Origin of the sequence: Burkholderia sp. 4M9327F10 (assembly GCF_005503145.1) — a bacterium.
In the GTDB taxonomy this organism is placed as follows: Bacteria; Pseudomonadota; Gammaproteobacteria; order Burkholderiales; family Burkholderiaceae; genus Paraburkholderia.
The window spans coordinates 164436-181068 of record NZ_SCNV01000010.1; the positions used below are offsets into that span (position 1 = coordinate 164436).

The window sequence follows — 16633 nt, forward strand, 5'->3', positions numbered from 1 at the left end:
GACTCAGATCAGCGCTACCCGCTTGAGCGCGGCCTGCACCTCTTCCGGCTCGAACGAAGCCAATACATCCGCCACCGGCTTCTCCAGCGTCTTCACGTGCGAGCGCAGGATTTCCTGCTTGACGACCAGCAACTGGCTCGGGTGCATCGAAAACTCGGTGAGCCCCATGCCGAGCAGCAGACGCGTCAGGGCCGGGTCGCCCGCCATCTCGCCGCACACCGAAACCGGCACGCCGGCGCGCTTCGCCTCGCGCAGCGTGAAGGCAATCAGATGCAGCACCGCCGGATGCAGCGGGTCGTACAGATGCGCAACCGCGTTGTCCGCGCGGTCGATCGCCAGCGTGTACTGGATCAGATCGTTGGTGCCGATCGACAGGAAATCGAGCCGCTTCAGGAACAGCGGCAAGGCAATCGCCGCCGCCGGAATCTCGATCATCGCGCCGACCTGCACGTTCGGGTCGTACAGAAGCCCGGCGTCGTCGAGCTGACGCTTGGCCTCGCGAATCAGGTCGAGTGTCTGGTCGATTTCCTGCGCATGCGCAAGCATCGGAATCAGGATTTTCACCGAGCCGAACGCCGACGCACGCAGGATGGCGCGCAACTGCGTGAGGAACATCTGCGGCTCGGACAGGCTCCAGCGGATTGCCCGCAGCCCCAGCGCCGGATTCGCTGCGGTCTCGTAACCGTCGGCGCCGCTCATCGAATCGAGCGGCTTGTCGGCGCCCACGTCGATGGTGCGGATCGTCACCGGCAGCCCGTTCATCAGCTCCACAGCGCGCTTGTACGCCTCGAACTGCTCCTCTTCCGCCGGCAGATTGTTCTTGTGATTCATGAACAGGAATTCGGTGCGGAACAGGCCAATGCCGGTTGCACCCGCATCCACTGCCGCCTTCGCGTCGTCCGGCAGTTCGATGTTCGCGCACAACTCAATGCGCGTGCCGCACAGCGTCTGCGTAGGCGAGAACTTCAGGCGTTGCAGCTTGCGCTGTTCGAGCGCCTTCTCGCTTTGGCGATACGAATACTCCTCGAGCACGATCGGCGCCGGATCGACGATCACAATACCGTGGTCGCCGTCGACAATGATCAGGTCGTCCTGGCGGATCAGCGCGCTCGCATGCGCCACGCCGACCGCGGCCGGAATGCCGAGACTGCGCGCGACGATCGCCGTGTGCGAGGTGCGGCCGCCCAGGTCGGTGACGAAGCCCTGGAACGTCTGCGTCTTGAACTGCATCATGTCGGCCGGCGCGATGTCGTGCGCCACCACGATCATCTCGTCGCAGGCGCCGTGCACGTTGTCCACCAGGCTGCCGGCGGTGGCGCCGGCCAGCGCCTTCAGCACACGCTCGACCACCTGCTGGATATCGGCTTTACGCTCGCGCAGGTATTCGTCTTCGATATCGTCGAAATGGCGCGAAATGCGCTCGAGCTGCTCGGTAAGCGCCCACTCGACGTTGTAGCGGCGCGTGCGGATCAGATCGATGGTTTCCTGAACGAGCATGGCGTCGTTCAGGATCATTGAATGAACGTTGATAAACGCTCCCATCTCGCTCGGCGCATCCGCCGCGAGATCGTTGCGCAATGCATCGAGCTCCTGATGAACGATTTCCTGAGCCGAGCGGAAACGCTCGACCTCGCCCTCGATCTGGGCAGGCTCGACTAAATAGTGGTCGACGTCGAGTGCAGCCGGGGCGATCAGATAGGCCCGCCCGATGGCAATACCGCGTGACACGGGAATTCCATGCAGCGTGAACGACACGCGCACCTCCTCTAGTTGTGTGATGCCGCGGCAGACCGCTGCAATGCTCTCAGACCTTGCACGTCATTATAAATTCCGCAGCGATGCAACGCCGGCTTCGACGCTGTGCAACGCAACACGCAGCCTGCTCGTAATGCCGATTGTGACGCGCTAAAAAAAACGCCGCGGGAAGCCGCGGCGTGATGACACAAACGAAGCTGTGCGCGCGGCGCGTTACTGACCTTCGCCGAATTTATCAGCGATCAGTTTCAGTAGTGCGTCCATGGCATCTTTTTCATCGGAGCCTTCGGTTTCGATCAGCACCGTGCTGCCGATACCTGCGGCCAGCATCATCACACCCATGATGCTCTTCGCGTTGATACGCCGCCCGTTGCGGCTCATCCAGATTTCAGCCTGGTAGTTACCCGCGAGTTGCGTCAGTTTGGCCGACGCGCGCGCGTGCAGCCCCAGCTTGTTCACGATAGTCGTTTCCTGTTGCAGCATGTGATGGTCCGAAGCGCGGGTAAAGATGTTATGAAAGATGAAACTGAAACCGTTACGGGCTCGTCAAGTCCTGCTTTTGCTTGAGATCGGCCTCCGGCGGCAGGACCGGCGGCGAACAGTCCGTCACAACCGAGGGCGAGCATACCGCCGCGGGCGTGCCCGGAACGATGGCCTGCACGCCTTTGGTTGCCCCGGCCAGCGCCTTGTCGACCAGTGTGTCGAGCGGCGTGGCGCGATAGCAGACCGCGCGCAGCAGCATCGGCAGATTCACGCCGGCCAGCACGCGCACCTGCGGCAGCGAGGCGAGCCGCGCGGCAATGTTGGAAGGCGTCGCGCCGAACATATCGGTCAGCACCAGCGCGCCGTTCTCTTCCTTGAGCCGCTCGATCTCGGAGTATGCGAACGCGACCACCTGCGCGGGGTCGCAATCCGGCGACACGTCGATAACACCGATGCGGGCCGGTAGGCCCCCGTAAACGTGCGCGATACAGTCTCTGAGCGCCGTTGCGAGGGGGGCGTGTGCAATGATCAGAATGCCTGCCATGTCAGCCTTGCTGCAAAAAAACGGCCCTGAACCGTGGCCCGGGTATCAACCCAGTCGTCACACCCTCAACCGGCCGATGGTCAAGAGGGTCGGATCGGCGTCTCCCGGCGCCCGCTCGCCAAGCCTGTGCGGCCCGGCCGCGAGCGCCTGTTAGGTGCCCACTGCTGCCTGTCTTGCCAGCGCGGCCCTGCGCTCCATGCCTGTTGGCGATGCTAACCGATGCGGGCCGCCGCAGAAGAGCGGGCATTGTAACAGGCTCGTTTTCGAGCTTACGCCACTTGTTCGCCTGATGCCGCCCAAACGCCTTTCAGGCGAGCCTGCCACCGCACCATTTACCCGACCGCACGCTCCAGCGCATCAATGAACATTGCGGCGACGTCGAAACCGGTCTGGTCCATGATTTCGCGGAAACATGTCGGGCTCGTCACGTTCACTTCGGTGAGCCAGTCGCCGATCGCGTCGAGCCCCACCAGCAGCAGGCCGCGTGCGGCCAGCACCGGCGCCAGCGTTTCGGCGATCTTGCGGTCGTGCTCGGTCAGCGGCTGCGCAACACCAAGGCCACCCGCGGCGAGATTGCCGCGCACTTCGTTGCCCTGCGGGATGCGCGCGAGCGCAAACGGCACCGGCTGGCCACCGATCAGCAGGATACGCTTGTCGCCGTCCTTGATCTCCGGGATGAATTTCTGCGCCATCACCGAGCGCGCGCCATCGTGGCTCAGCATCTCGATGATCGAACCGAGGTTCATGCCGTCGGCCTTCACGCGAAACACGCCCATGCCGCCCATGCCGTCGAGCGGTTTCAGGATCACGTCGCCATGCTCGGCGTGAAACGCGCGCAGCCTTGCGGCGTCGCGCGTCACCAGCGTCGGCGCCACGAACTGAGGGAATTCGCCGATCGCGAGCTTTTCCGAGTGATCCCGAATCGCCTGCGGCTTATTGAAGATGCGGGCGCCGCCGCGTTCCGCAAGCTCCAGCAGCCACGTCGACGTGACGTACTCCATGTCGAACGGCGGGTCCTTGCGCATCAGGATCGCGCCGAAGCTCTTCAGCGTGCGCGTCGCGGCGGCATCGGCGGCATACCAGGTCTCACGATGGCCGTCGGCCTCGTCGCCGACAATCGCAAAGCGCTGCACGTTCGCCTCGACGTCCGCGCCGCTCCACGCCAGATGTTGCGGCTCGCAGGCGTATAGCGTGTGGCCGCGCCGGGCCGCCTCGGCCATCATCGCGTAGGTCGAATCCTTGTAGATCTTGAAGCGATCGAGCGGGTCGGCGATAAAGAGAATGTCCATGGAGGTCCTGGTGCGCCCTGATGGGCTTGGCATTATGCGTTAAACAAGGGGCGGCGGCCTGCAGCGTGCCGCCCGTCGGCCGGTCCCGCGCAGCCACGTGCGCTGCGCCGGGGTTATTCCGTGCGGGGCCGGGGCCAAGCGGGCCCGGCGCCTGCGTCTGCAAATCAGACCTGGATGGCTTCCGGATCGGTCTTTTCCAGCTCCACCGAGGCGGCCAGCAAGCCCAGGCGCGCCACCACGCCGTACATATAGAAGCGGTTCGGCGGCGCCGCCCCCGGCTTCGCGTGCGCGTCCGGCAGCGCCGTATGCTCGAAGCCGAGCGGCACGAAGTGCATGCCAGGGGCGTTCAGGTTCTGATCGCGCTCGCGGCTGCCGTGCACGCGGTAGAAGCCGCCCACCACGTAGCGGTCGATCATGTACACGACCGGCTCGGCAACTTCCTCGCCGATGCGCTCGAACGTGTAGACGCCTTCCTGCACGATCACGTCGTGGACTTCGAGGCCGTCCTTGGTGGCCGCCATCTTCGCGCGTTCGCGCTTGGTGAGCGCGGCGACTTCCGAGGCGTCGTGCACGGTCATCACACCCATGCCGTAGGTACCGGCATCCGACTTGATCACCACGTAGGGCTTCTCGGAGATGCCGTACTCGCGGTACTTCCTGGCAATCTTCTTCAGCACGCCGTCGATCGACTCGGCCAGCGCTTCCTCACCGGTACGCTCCTGGAAATCCACGCCTTCCACGTGGGCGAAGTACGGGTTGATCATCCACGGGTCGATCTCGACCATCTTGGCGAACTTCTTGGCCACGTCGTCATAGCAGGAGAAATGCGTCGACTTGCGGCGCACCGCCCACGCGGCGTGCAGCGGCGGCAGCAGATACTGCTCGTGCAGGTTTTCGAGGATCGGCGGAATGCCGCCCGAAAGGTCGTTGTTCAGAAGAATCGAACACGGGTCGAAATTCTTCAGGCCAAGCCGGCGCGCCGAGCGTTCGAGCGGCTCGAGGACGATCTTCTGGCCATCCGACAGCGCGATGGTGACCGGGCCGACAATGCTTTCGTCCAGCGTGCCGAAACGTACGTTCAGGCCCGCCTGACGCATGATAGTGGCGAGCCGCGCCACATTCTCCAGATAAAACGCGTTGCGCGTGTGGCGCTCCGGAATGACCAGCAGGTTCTTCGCGTCCGGACAGATCTTCTCGATCGAGGCCATAGCCGCCTGGACGGCGAGCGGCAGCACTTCCTGCGGCAGGTTGTTGAATGCCCCTGGGAACAGGTTGGTGTCGACCGGCGCGAGCTTGAAGCCCGCGTTACGCAGGTCGACCGAGCAGTAGAACGGCGGCGTGTGCTCCTGCCATTCCAGACGGAACCAGCGTTCGATGGCGGGCGTGGCGTCGAGGATCTTCCGCTCGAGATCGAGCAGCGGGCCGTTTAACGCCGTAACTAGGTGCGGAACCATTGATCACTCGCAGACTGGAGAAAAAAGATTGTAGAGCAATTGCTTCGTCCATTTGGGGACGGTTTCTCCATTCGCAAGCAGGGACGGATGCTTTCTCGCTATCGGCGCTATAGCCCGTGGAGATTGCCCCTCAAGATGAGTCTACCGCGATTCATCCGCGCGCAGCAGCAAAGACCGCACCAAGAAAAAGGCCCGCCGGAAGGCGGGCCGAAGTCGCTGCGCTTGATACGTGATTCGTAAAACCTGAAATCCTCCGAAGCTATCCCAGCCTTCGTGAAACCTTATTCGACGTGTTCGCCGTGCAGGACCACGTCCAGGCCTTCGCGCTCTTCTTCTTCCGTCACACGCAGGCCCATCACCATGTCGATCACCTTCAGCAGGATGAAGCTCACCACGCCGCTGTAGACCAGCGTCGTCAGCACGCCCTTGGCCTGCAGGATCACGCTGCCGTCCGCGCCGCCGATGTCCTTGACCGCGAACACGCCGGTCAGCAGAGCGCCGACGATACCGCCGATGCCGTGCACGCCGAAGCAGTCGAGCGAGTCGTCGTAGCCGAACTTGCCCTTGAGCCACGTAGCCGACCAGAAGCAGATCACGCCGGCAGCAATACCGATCACCAGCGAACCGGCCACACCCACATAGCCCGAAGCCGGCGTAATGGCCACCAGACCGGCCACAGCGCCCGAAGCGATACCGAGTGCCGACGGCTTGCCCTTGGCGATCCATTCGGCAAACATCCAGCCGAGTGCGGCAGCGGCGGTCGCCACTTGCGTCGCCAGCATGGCGAAACCGGCACGGCCGTCAGCAGCCACGGCGGAACCCGCGTTGAAGCCGAACCAGCCCACCCACAGCATCGCCGCACCGATCAGCGTCAGCACGAGGTTGTGCGGAGCCATGACTTCCTTGCCGTAGCCGACGCGCTTGCCGAGCACCAGGCAGCAGACCAGACCGGCGATACCGGCGTTGATGTGCACCACCGTGCCGCCTGCGAAGTCGAGGATGCCCGCGGCCGACAGCCAGCCGGTCGGTTCCCAGACCATGTGAGCGATCGGCGAGTAGACGATGATCGACCACAGCGTCATGAACACCAGCATGGCCGAGAACTTCATGCGGTCAGCAAAGGCACCGGTGATCAGCGCCGGCGTGATGATCGCGAAGGTCATCTGGTAGACGAAGTAGACCGTTTCCGGGATCGTCGGCGCCAGGTGACTCACCGTCAGCGTAGTCGCCTTGTCGCCGTGGATATAGTTCATGCCGGCGAGCAGGACGCGCGAGAAGCCGCCGATGAACGAGCCGCCCGGCGTGAACGCGAGGCTATAGCCGATCACCGTCCAGACGATCGTCACGACGCAAGTGATGGCATAGCTTTGCATCAGCGTCGCCAGCACGTTCTTCTTGCGGACCATGCCGCCGTAGAAGAGCGCGAGACCCGGGATCGTCATGAACAGCACGAGCGCGGTGGAGGTCAGCATCCAGGCGGTGTCGCCGGAGTTGATCTTCGACGAATCGACCGAGAACGGCGCGGTCGGTGCGGCCGGCGCAGCGGCTGCGGCAGCGGCCGATGTGTCGGGTGCGGCGGCGGCAGTGGCCGGTGCCGATGCGGCGGCAGCCGGGGCCGAAGCGTCCGGAGCCGGCGCGCTAGCCGACGCATCGGCGGCGGGCGCCGAGGCAGCCGCGGGGGCGGAAGCGTCGTCCGCAAGGGCGGCGCCGACACCGCCCGCGAGCAGCGATCCGGCCATCAGCAAGGACATCAATAATTTGCGCATCTTCGTTTCCTCTTGTCGCTTAGTCGCTATCTATCGTTCTAATTACAGGGCGTCCGCCCCGGTCTCCCCGGTGCGGATCCGAATCACCTGCTCGATCGGCGTGACGAAAATCTTGCCGTCGCCGATCTTGCCGGTGCGTGCCGCACGCTCGAGCGCTTCGATCGCCTGTTCGACGATGTCGTCCGAGACCGCGGCCTCGATCTTCACCTTCGGCAGGAAATCGACCACATACTCAGCGCCCCGGTACAGCTCGGTGTGGCCTTTCTGACGTCCAAAGCCCTTCACTTCTGTCACCGTGATTCCGGAGACGCCGATTGCCGACAAGGCTTCGCGCGCCTCATCGAGCTTGAACGGCTTGATGATTGCGGTAATCAGTTTCATGAAATCCTCGCTGTAGTTGCGTAACCCGTTTGCGTAACCTTGTTTCCCCTGAACTGTTGCGTCGACACGCGGTTGCTGCTCACGCCGTATCGATGCAATGCCGGCAAAAGCTTCCGGCAGTGCGCGCCGGGCAGTAACAGCAACTCGCATGCCATGTGACAGTCCTGATGGCTGGAACCGGTGCCGGTAGCCGCCTTGCGCGCCCCCTGGCCGGATGGCTAACGTGGGCGGGCGACGGTGGCGCGCCGCCTGGATCGTTGCTAGAGTGTTTGCAGGCTGCGGATTCGAAGGCGCGCACCAAACGCGCTCATGCGGCGGGACGGGTGTCACATTCATGCACCAGAAACGATCATCCGCAAATCCGGGGCACAGACGTAACGACACATGCACACTTTTTGTGCACCCAAGGGGAACACCATGAAACAACCGAACGACGTCTTCAACGATTTTCAGGCGCGCATGAGCGATCTGCTCAAGAACTCGCCGGCCAAGGATGTCGAACGCAACGTCAAGGCCATGCTGTCGCAGGGCTTCTCAAAACTCGATCTGGTAACGCGCGAGGAATTCGATACCCAGACCCAGGTCCTGGTGCGCACGCGTGCGCGCCTCGAGGAGCTGGAGCGGCGCGTCGCCGAGCTGGAGCAGAAGCTGCCGGTGACTCACACGTCTTAAGGTTCGTCTGAATGCTGCACATCACCGGCAAGCGAGCCGTGACGTCATCAGCGTTTTAGGGAGTCGTGCGCGCCGCCGGCGCGCCGTCTGACGGGAGAAAACATGTCGCTTGCCGTGGTGCGCAGTCGCGCGCCGGCCGCTGGCCGCGCGCCCGAAGTAACGGTCGAGGTTCACCTCGCCAACGGATTGCCCTCTTTTTCGATCGTGGGTCTTCCCGATCTCGAAGTGCGCGAGAGCCGCGAACGCGTGCGCGCCGCGCTGCAGAACTGCGGCTTCGATTTTCCAGTACGCCGTATCACGGTCAATCTCGCCCCCGCGGACCTGCCCAAGGAATCCGGCCGCTTCGACCTGCCGATTGCGCTAGGCATCCTCGCCGCGAGCGGGCAGATTCCTGCCGAATCGCTGGTGCATCGCGAGTTCGCTGGCGAGCTCTCGCTGAGCGGGGCGCTGCGTCCCATGCGCGGAGCTTTCGCGATGGCGTGCGGGACGGCGCGCAGCCATGTGGCGCAGGCGCAAACCGAGCACTCGCAGCGGGCCCCTGAACTCTATCTGCCGGCGGCGAGCGCAGCGGAAGCGGCGCTCGTGCCTGGCGTGGATGTCTACGGTGCGTCCGACCTGCCCTCGCTCTGCGCCCACCTGGCCGATGTCCCGGATGGCCGGTTAAGACCGGTCGCAGCGCCGGCGCTTCCCGCCGCGCCAGCCGTACCGCCCGCCGACATGGCCGATGTGATCGGCCAGCGTGGCGCGCGGCGGGCGCTCGAAGTCGCGGCTGCCGGTGGCCATCACGTGCTGATCGTCGGTTACATTAAATCTCCATCAGTCGGGCGACCAGCCCGTCAACCTCCGGGCCATTTTGCCGCAGGAGACCGACAAATCGGGCCACGAGCAGGCTTTGCTTCTGAGCGTCGATTGCCTTGATGCGCCGGGTTGCGACCTTGTCCACCGCCCCTCCCGCAGTAAGTCGCTCGATGGTCATCTGGACCAGTCCCTGACGCTCCGCGTTCAGTTCCGCCATCAGTGCGACAACCTGCTCCCTGGTGGAGGGTGTGTCAGCCCGCGGGGTTCGTGTCTTGACCACTTCCGAGCCCGTTTCGCTTCCCACAGCGGTGGCGCTCCCAGCTTGTTGACGTTTCGAGGTCATACGTTGGTCCTGTTCAGGTAGAAGAAATTGCGCGATAGCGGCAATGCGTGTTGACGTTCAGTCATAGCGATGCCGCAATCTTTTTGAGTCTCTGCGGGTTGTCCTCGGCGTACTGCGCCGTCATTGACACCGACGAATGCCCCATGAGTACCGACACCGATTTCAGGTCGATGCCCTTGCTGATCAACTCGGTGGCGAACCAGCGCCGCCCCGAATGGCTGCGTCCCCCCTGAATTCCTGCCACGTCGTGCAGCCGTGCCAGAAGCTGCTGCATCGTGTTCGGTGAAAAACCGGAGCCTTTCTGCGATTTGAAAAGGGCCGCATTGCGATTGAAAAGAATCCCTTCCTGCACCTGACGCCAGCGCAGATAGTCCAGCAACGCGGAACGAAGGTGGGAATTCGAAAGATAAGCGACACGGGGTTTTCCCCCTTTCGTGACTTTGCCCGACAGGCGGCATTCGTCGCGCAACTGAAGCTGATCGTCCATCAGGTCAGAAACTCGCAAGCCTGCCATTTCCTTCGCGCGGAATCCGAGCCGGTATGAGACGTTGACGATCGCCGCATTTCGCAAGCCTTGCTTACCAGCCCTAGCGACAGTCAGAAGCCGCCGCAACTCGACCGCTGATGGAACTGCCGCTTTGCCATCCATTCATTTAACTCGTTGATTTTGTTATAGTTATTTTAAATCAACCAGTTGCCAGAGGAAACATAAACCTGCCGCACGCGGCGGCCGCGATGACGTGAAACGTTGAGCCAACGAAAACCGGCCGCCAACTGTTCACGCCCCGTGCCGGCAGATTTGCCAACCGAGTCAAGCCGCTGGCCCACTTCCGTGCCCGCTCGAAGACAGATCGACCGTTCATCTCGTAAACGAACCATAGCCCTACCTGTCTTCGAGCGCGATCAAGCCCGCCGTGCGTCCAGAATCTGGCTCATCCGCTTAAAATCTTTCGGCCTGAGCCCGTACTCGCGCGTCTTCTTTCCGCCGCGCTGCGTGACCGTCGCCTCCTCCAATTCCAGGCCGACCATTCCGAGAAGCGCCGTCAACTGACCGACCGGGTTTTTCTCCAGATCCCTGCGAACCGGCTTTCCGAGCAGAAGATCGATTTGACGATCCTTCGCGCGCGCCACCAACGCAAAGGCGCTCAACGTCCGCGCTGACACCCGGGCATCGAGGCCGAATTCCGCCGTATCGGCGCGCATCAAGCCCGCCGCCGTGAAAAGCTCGCGTAGCAGTTCGCGCCGGGCAAGCCGCTGCTGGCGATCAAAGCCCAGAAGCTGCGAATGACGCTCAAACAGATCTGTCCAGGCTGCGTCCTTGCCGTCAGAAAGAACGAGTTCGAGCAAGCGGACCTGCTCGCGTGTACGGCCTTCGTTATCGAATGTCACAAGCTCTTCTGAAATCTCGTCGCCGTAGAAGCGCTCAATCCGAAAGCGTTCGAGCGACAGCGCCTGTTCCGCCGTCAGCGGCTTTTCAGCCTTCTCAAGAGCGATCAATTCCTCGGCCTCCGACTCGCCGAGCGAGCGCGCCGCCGCGATTCGCTGAGCACGTTCGTTTGCACGGGCAGCCTTGGCGGCTCGCAGCTTATTCGACGCCGCCTGCGAACGTATAGCGATGCTGTCGAAATCCTGCCCGGCCAATCCATCTACAGCGACCCAGCCATTGTGCGCACGCAGGTTTTCAAACAACGGTGCCAACGAATTCTTCGAACCACGATTCGCCGCCTGAACCTGCGCCCAGATACCGGTCAATCCATCATCGTTCAGATATTCCGGAGTGCCGTCGTCAGCAAACCGGACCAGAAGATCCGTCCGGTCGAGAGAACGTTTCAATTCGCCGATCAGACAGGCAACGTCCGTCTCGTAGTTCAGTTCCGTCCGGTTCACCCAGACCTTCACCTGGCCGGGGTGCCGCACACGCATCAGGTGCTGGTCGAGGTCAAAGTGGGTCGTGATATTGGCCTCGAAAAGACCAAACACCCGATCCACGACGACCTCCGGGTTACCACCCGTGCCCAGAAAAGTGATATCCACGCCTGTCCCCATCGCGGGAGACGCGATCAGCACGTCGATTTCGCTACGAAACTTCTCTGCAATCGCCCCGAGCAATTGCTGAACGTCACGGCTCTGCGAATTGCCGGACGTGACGGTGACAATTCGCCTGCCGGGAAACTCCCGTACCAGCATCGTTTCGAGATCTTGCGCCTGACGTTTGCTGTTCGTCGCCACGAAGCACTTGTACCCACGCCGAACGTCTCCGAGCATCTCATCGATAAGTTGCGCCTTGGTGCCGCACAGGTGGTACGGACGCGACTCTGTTTCTGGCTCGTTGATGACGATCCGCACGGACGTTTCGGGCTGCATCATGACGAAGGCGGCCTGCATCGAGATCATGTTGAGGTCAGCATCAAGACAGAAGACGTGTTCCGCTGTATCCAGATAAAATTTCAACCGCGCAAACACCGCACGCCGTTCCTCACGAACGGTATCCCCGATCAGATGCGCGAACACCTGCTCCGACTCGTCGATGATGACCACGCCGTAGCGATCCGTCTTCGGATTCAGCCGCCCGAGGCTGTCGAGGCACACGGCGTAATACGGGCCGGGCGGGACCGCCAGGTAATCGTCAACATCACTGCCGATGGCACGCGGCCTCGGAATCCGATAATTGTCCACGCCGAGCCGGTGCGCGAGCGACTGCAACAGGGAACGACGATGCCCGATGACGAGCACCGTTAGTCGCTGCTTCTTGCACAGCGCGACGAGATCAACCAGCGCCTCGGTTTTGCCCGAACCTTTAGGCGACTTCACGAACGTAATACCCGGACCTAGGTCGAGCGTCGGCAGGTAACGATGCGAATGCAAGACGATAGACGCCTCGTCGTACACCAGTCCGTCGCGAGTTACCTCCGTCGGCAACTCGCGCGCGAGCCGTTCCACCGTTCGGTCGAACAGGCCGAAATCGTAGCTGGGGCGGCTAGCCCGCCCCGGAAAGACGCGTTGGCAGTGGTGGCACTGAACGACCGGACCGCCCACGGCGAACAACTGAATAACCGCTGTGGCGCGTGAATCAACGTGAACCGGGCAAAAAATCTCGGTATCAGGTTCCAGGCCGGCGAGCACCAGCGATTCGCCGCTCCCCAGCGTTACCAACGAATCCGGGGCAACCGTGACGCCCGAGCGGATATAGCCCGCGTGCCCGATCTGCAACGCGCTGTTCTCGCGCCCGAGCAACATCAGACGGTTAACCGCCGCTTCGTCAAGTTCGCGATCACGTGTGATCAACACTTGACGTTCGCCGTCCACGGTAAAGCCGAACTCAGTGTCACGGCTCAGCCCGACAGCTTTGCCGCCATAGGTCACGTCAAGACCGCGCAGCAAGAAGTCCAGCGCCTTGCCGTCCTTTAACGGCCTTGGCAATTTAAACGCGAGCACGGCTTCGCCTGATACGGCGATGGACGCGACCATGACCGAGCAATACCGGTCGGTGAAATCCGCGTTTTGAACCTCACCGGAGCTGAAACGAAGCAGTGGTACGCGTACAAAGACGAAGCCGGACAGCGAATCGGTCGAAAGGCTGGTTTGTCGGTGCACTTTGCCGCCAGAAATGGAAACGGATTTCCCACACCGCCATAGCGCGGCGAGGTCTTCCGGCGAGAGCGCCGTCGAAACGGGAAATGCAATCTGACCTTCTGATGCGGTCTGGGTCGAAAGGAACATGTTGGGCCTCCTGATAGCAGGAGTTGGGTTTCGCCCCACGCTCACGGTCGCGCCGACCGTGGTGCTTCGCACAGGTTCCGGGTTGTGCTGTGGGCGAGGAACTCATGCTATCCGGGGCTGACGACGCTCTACGTCACCTTGTGCGCTATCCGCGACCATTTAGCAAAACTCGGGCAAAATCCGCCTGGAGCTCTTGAGCCACAAATTGCTGCGACGTCCACAGATGCCAATGGTCAGGACCATTTCCGGTACCGACTGGACCTCCAATACGAAGATAGCGGTGACATGCTGCAACGGCTCGCGGGAGGAAATTGCGACAAGCACCTTACCGGCCAACTGACCCGGTCGATGGCAAATATCCACAATGCCTATCAGGTGACGCGCAGCTTCCTTCAGCGCGAATTCGGCGAGAGTGTCGATGCGACGCGGACTTTCTACGGTTACCTAACCAATCGGGTCAAGCTTATCCGGATCCAGACGCAGGATGTTGCCAAGGCCCTCAAGGTATTTGAAACGATCAATGATCGAGGCGTTGGCCTAGACTCAATGGATCTGCTCAAGAACCTGTTATTCATGAAGGCCAGCCGAGATCAGTTCGAAAAACTGAAAGTCACGTGGAAAGAGCTCCAAGACACGATTTTTGCCATGGGCGAGAAGCCCTTACGGTTTCTGCGCTATTTCATCTTCAGCAGCTACGACGTTGACACGTTGCGGGAGGATGAGATTTACGGCTGGCTGACCAAGAACGAAGCCGTTTGTGGTTATGCCAAGAATCCCATTGGGTTTGCCAAAGAATTGGTAGCGACGGCATCCGCCTACGACCATTTCCTCTTAGGCAAAGACCAGGATGGCAAGGCCAATCGCTTCCTAGAGAACATGAGATGTCTCGGTGGCAAAGCTGCGCGTCAGCACTTGATCTTATTGCTTGCCGGCCGACATCTCTCCAGCGACTTGTTTGACCGCCTTTGTCGGGAGGTTGAGAACCTCTTTTTCTGCTACGTGATCACCCGTGAGCCGACACGCGACTTCGAGAGGGATTTTGCGCGCTGGGCGGCTGAACTGAGGCGCGTACAGACCCCCGAACAATTTGAGGAGTTCGTCGCGGACCGGTTTGCCAGTGCTCGGACCAGCCTGTCTTCCAGATTCGACGATGCTATGCGCCGCCTGACCTCGGATTCGGTCCAAAAATACCGCCTACGTTACATCTTGGCGAAACTAACCCAGTTTATAGAGCTTGAGGCCTACGGGGAAACTGAAGGGACGCGTTGGCTTAGCCGGTATATCAGTGGCGGCTACGAAATCGAGCACATCCTCCCAGAGAACCCGAGCAACGAGGCAGTGTCCGAGTTTGGCGAAGGGGATCTTGACGAATTGGCCCAGCGGCTTGGCAACCTCGTTCTGGCAGAAAAGTCCATTAACGCTTCTTTGGGCAATCAGCCATATTCCAAAAAACGACCAGTGTACCTCCAGTCGCAACTGCTACTGACACGCTCCCTGTCTGAAAGGCCAAAGGTCGGGGCTAACACGCGAATTGACCTGGCCGTCGCCAAGTTGAACCCATTCGGCAACTGGAACGCCACGACAATCGACGGGCGCCAAGTGCTTCTTGCTGATCTGGCGCGGCGAGCGTGGGATGTCATCGAAGGTTCGCCTACCGTGAAACCCGTTGAGGTGGCTGCAAAGGAGCCGGGCTTGGCATAGATGGTCCTGTAACGAGTTCGATGTGCGATGGAGATCGAACTCACAACCATGATGTGGTACGCAGATCACCAGCTAAGAAACGTCAGTTCATTCACAGGACGTCGTGAAAGTATCGCGCGCTGTCCATTATTGTCCCGCGCAATTGCAGACCCAGCGACTGCTTCACCTCCGCAAGCAGTCGTCGGCACATCTAGTGGCATATGACTGAGCTGGGTTGACATGTGTTCGTCGAATAGGACACTTCGAGGAAACTCTGCGACGCAGCAAGTGGCGCACGTCCGCCCAGAAAATGCGAGCCTACGTATCCGCCGCAGATATTTCAAAATTTACGGTAGATTTCAATTTTGAAACATGTGCCTCTGCAAGCTCAGGGTACGGTGGTTTCGAACGGTTACCAGTATTGACAATGTTTTAGTCATTAAAGTTGTAAACATTTTAGGATTACGAATAAATAGGTCTGTCGTCCAAAAAGAATCCGACATTTAGTGACCACCTACCCGGACTCGATCCGGCGACTCGTGCGACTTGACGCCGAGTATTCCCAACACCTCCGCGCCCTCGCGCAGGAGTGATCCTATCCGGCAATACCACGCCGCCATGTTCGTCGTTTGATCGACGCGCATTGGCATAGCTTTATCTAAAACTTTACAAGATCACCCTCTTGCAGGCGAGCTTGAATGCAAGAACCGACTCCTGATGCACAGACTAATGCATGAGAGGTCCTGCATGAACCTCGTTGATCGCCACCTATATGAATATCAATCCCTTCCGAAAAACAGACTCCGGTCTTGAGCTACGTCTTGCGCACATCAAATGGCTGAAGAGCGCCGAGCACACTCACTTTCTAACTCTGAATTTTCACGCTGCCTATACAGAACGATCGGCTTTCAAGCCCATGCGCCAGTGGAATCTAGGCGTGCGCTCTCGGCTGTTTCGATCGAGACAGTTCGAGAATCGTCCACGTGACGAGCTATTCCGCTTTATCGCATATCCAGAGTACGCGCCTGCATCAGGTCATCTGCACTATCATGCGCTAGCGTATGTGACCGAGAAGCGCCGCGATTGGTTTGTGAAGTCCGCGCCGTCGCTGTGGAAATTTATCGTCCCAACAGGCACGTGCGACGTTCAGGCACTTGCTGCTGCCAAGGATGTGTCATGCGTGGCCCACTACATCACCAAGCTTGCTGAACGACCGTTCAGCTATAACGGCTTCATTGTAAGCAGCATGCTCGATACGCCGAGTTCGTAATATGCCTATGGATAATCCAAATCCTACCGGGGGATCGTCAACTAACGCCTCCTGCATCGTGTCCGCCCGGTTGCCGAAAGACGTGCACGCTCTCGTGAGGCTTGCAGCCGCCGAAAATCACCAGTCAGTATCGAGATTCATTTCGCAGCTTCTAAGGGAGCGCGTTGCAGTCGCCTTGACGTGAACGGCAAGAAAGACGAAATTGCAGCGTCAGGCGCAAGTCGGCCGAGGCCGTGTCAAAACACTAAATCTCGAGGTTTTGAGGGGTCGCTTTACCATTGCCGACACGTGCCGAAGCCGTTGTAGGCCGTTCTCGCAACCCGATTTCGAAAGCCCTCCGTTGGAGCGCGCGTTTTGACACGGCCTCGGCCAACAGCGGACCGTCGTGCGTTCGGGCCGAGTGTCCGCCTTTAGCCGATCCGCAGAAGCATCTAATGCCAGTATGCAGTCGAAGATTAATGTAGCGGCAAACAGCGAC

The 16633-nt window shown here is 60.7% G+C and carries 12 protein-coding genes and 1 pseudogene; 4 read left to right on the top strand and 9 right to left on the bottom strand.

Features of this window, described 5'->3' with window-relative positions; all coding sequences use genetic code 11:
• Window positions 1–3: 3 nt before the first annotated feature.
• The 7 genes from ptsP to FFS45_RS13045 form a co-directional block, all read right to left on the bottom strand.
• On the bottom strand, window positions 4–1755 hold the full coding sequence (gene ptsP / locus FFS45_RS13015; RefSeq protein WP_137955051.1) for a phosphoenolpyruvate--protein phosphotransferase: 1752 nt from the start codon (window positions 1753–1755) through the stop codon (window positions 4–6).
• Window positions 1756–1968: 213 nt separating this feature from the next.
• Window positions 1969–2238 (bottom strand): HPr family phosphocarrier protein, encoded by a 270-nt coding sequence (locus FFS45_RS13020; protein ID WP_137955052.1) that lies wholly within the window; start codon window positions 2236–2238, stop codon window positions 1969–1971.
• A 52-nt stretch (window positions 2239–2290) separates the two neighbouring features.
• Window positions 2291–2782 carry a PTS sugar transporter subunit IIA gene (locus FFS45_RS13025; RefSeq protein ID WP_137955053.1) on the bottom strand — a complete coding sequence of 164 codons (492 nt, stop codon included), beginning with the start codon at window positions 2780–2782 and terminating at the stop codon, window positions 2291–2293.
• Between the two features lie 332 nt (window positions 2783–3114).
• On the bottom strand, window positions 3115–4071 hold the full coding sequence (gshB, locus tag FFS45_RS13030) for a glutathione synthase (protein ID WP_137955054.1): 957 nt from the start codon (window positions 4069–4071) through the stop codon (window positions 3115–3117).
• Between the two features lie 164 nt (window positions 4072–4235).
• Entirely contained in the window at window positions 4236–5525 is a 1290-nt protein-coding gene (gene gshA, locus FFS45_RS13035) for a glutamate--cysteine ligase (RefSeq protein ID WP_137955055.1), read from the bottom strand.
• A 281-nt stretch (window positions 5526–5806) separates the two neighbouring features.
• On the bottom strand, window positions 5807–7291 hold the full coding sequence (locus FFS45_RS13040) for an ammonium transporter (protein ID WP_137955056.1): 1485 nt from the start codon (window positions 7289–7291) through the stop codon (window positions 5807–5809).
• A 42-nt stretch (window positions 7292–7333) separates the two neighbouring features.
• Window positions 7334–7672: a P-II family nitrogen regulator gene (locus FFS45_RS13045; RefSeq protein WP_074285567.1), complete on the bottom strand. Its 339-nt coding sequence runs from the start codon at window positions 7670–7672 to the stop codon at window positions 7334–7336.
• Between the two features lie 417 nt (window positions 7673–8089).
• On the opposite strand from FFS45_RS13045, the gene FFS45_RS13050 reads away from it, so the two are divergent.
• The gene (locus FFS45_RS13050) at window positions 8090–8344 is read left to right on the top strand and encodes an accessory factor UbiK family protein (RefSeq protein WP_137955057.1); all 255 of its coding nucleotides are present in this window, start codon (window positions 8090–8092) and stop codon (window positions 8342–8344) included.
• A 102-nt stretch (window positions 8345–8446) separates the two neighbouring features.
• Window positions 8447–9145, top strand: a pseudogene (locus FFS45_RS13055) (magnesium chelatase domain-containing protein); the annotation flags it as partial.
• Window positions 9146–9546: 401 nt separating this feature from the next.
• Here FFS45_RS13055 and FFS45_RS13060 read toward each other — a convergent pair.
• Entirely contained in the window at window positions 9547–10134 is a 588-nt protein-coding gene (locus FFS45_RS13060; protein ID WP_137955058.1) for a site-specific integrase, read from the bottom strand.
• Between the two features lie 254 nt (window positions 10135–10388).
• Window positions 10389–13205 (bottom strand): plasmid replication protein, CyRepA1 family, encoded by a 2817-nt coding sequence (locus FFS45_RS13065; protein ID WP_137955059.1) that lies wholly within the window; start codon window positions 13203–13205, stop codon window positions 10389–10391.
• An 84-nt stretch (window positions 13206–13289) separates the two neighbouring features.
• On the opposite strand from FFS45_RS13065, the gene FFS45_RS13070 reads away from it, so the two are divergent.
• The gene (locus FFS45_RS13070) at window positions 13290–14906 is read left to right on the top strand and encodes a DUF262 domain-containing protein (RefSeq protein WP_249362768.1); all 1617 of its coding nucleotides are present in this window, start codon (window positions 13290–13292) and stop codon (window positions 14904–14906) included.
• A gap of 736 nt (window positions 14907–15642) precedes the next feature.
• Entirely contained in the window at window positions 15643–16155 is a 513-nt protein-coding gene (locus FFS45_RS13075; RefSeq protein ID WP_137955060.1) for a hypothetical protein, read from the top strand.
• Window positions 16156–16633 lie beyond the last annotated feature (478 nt).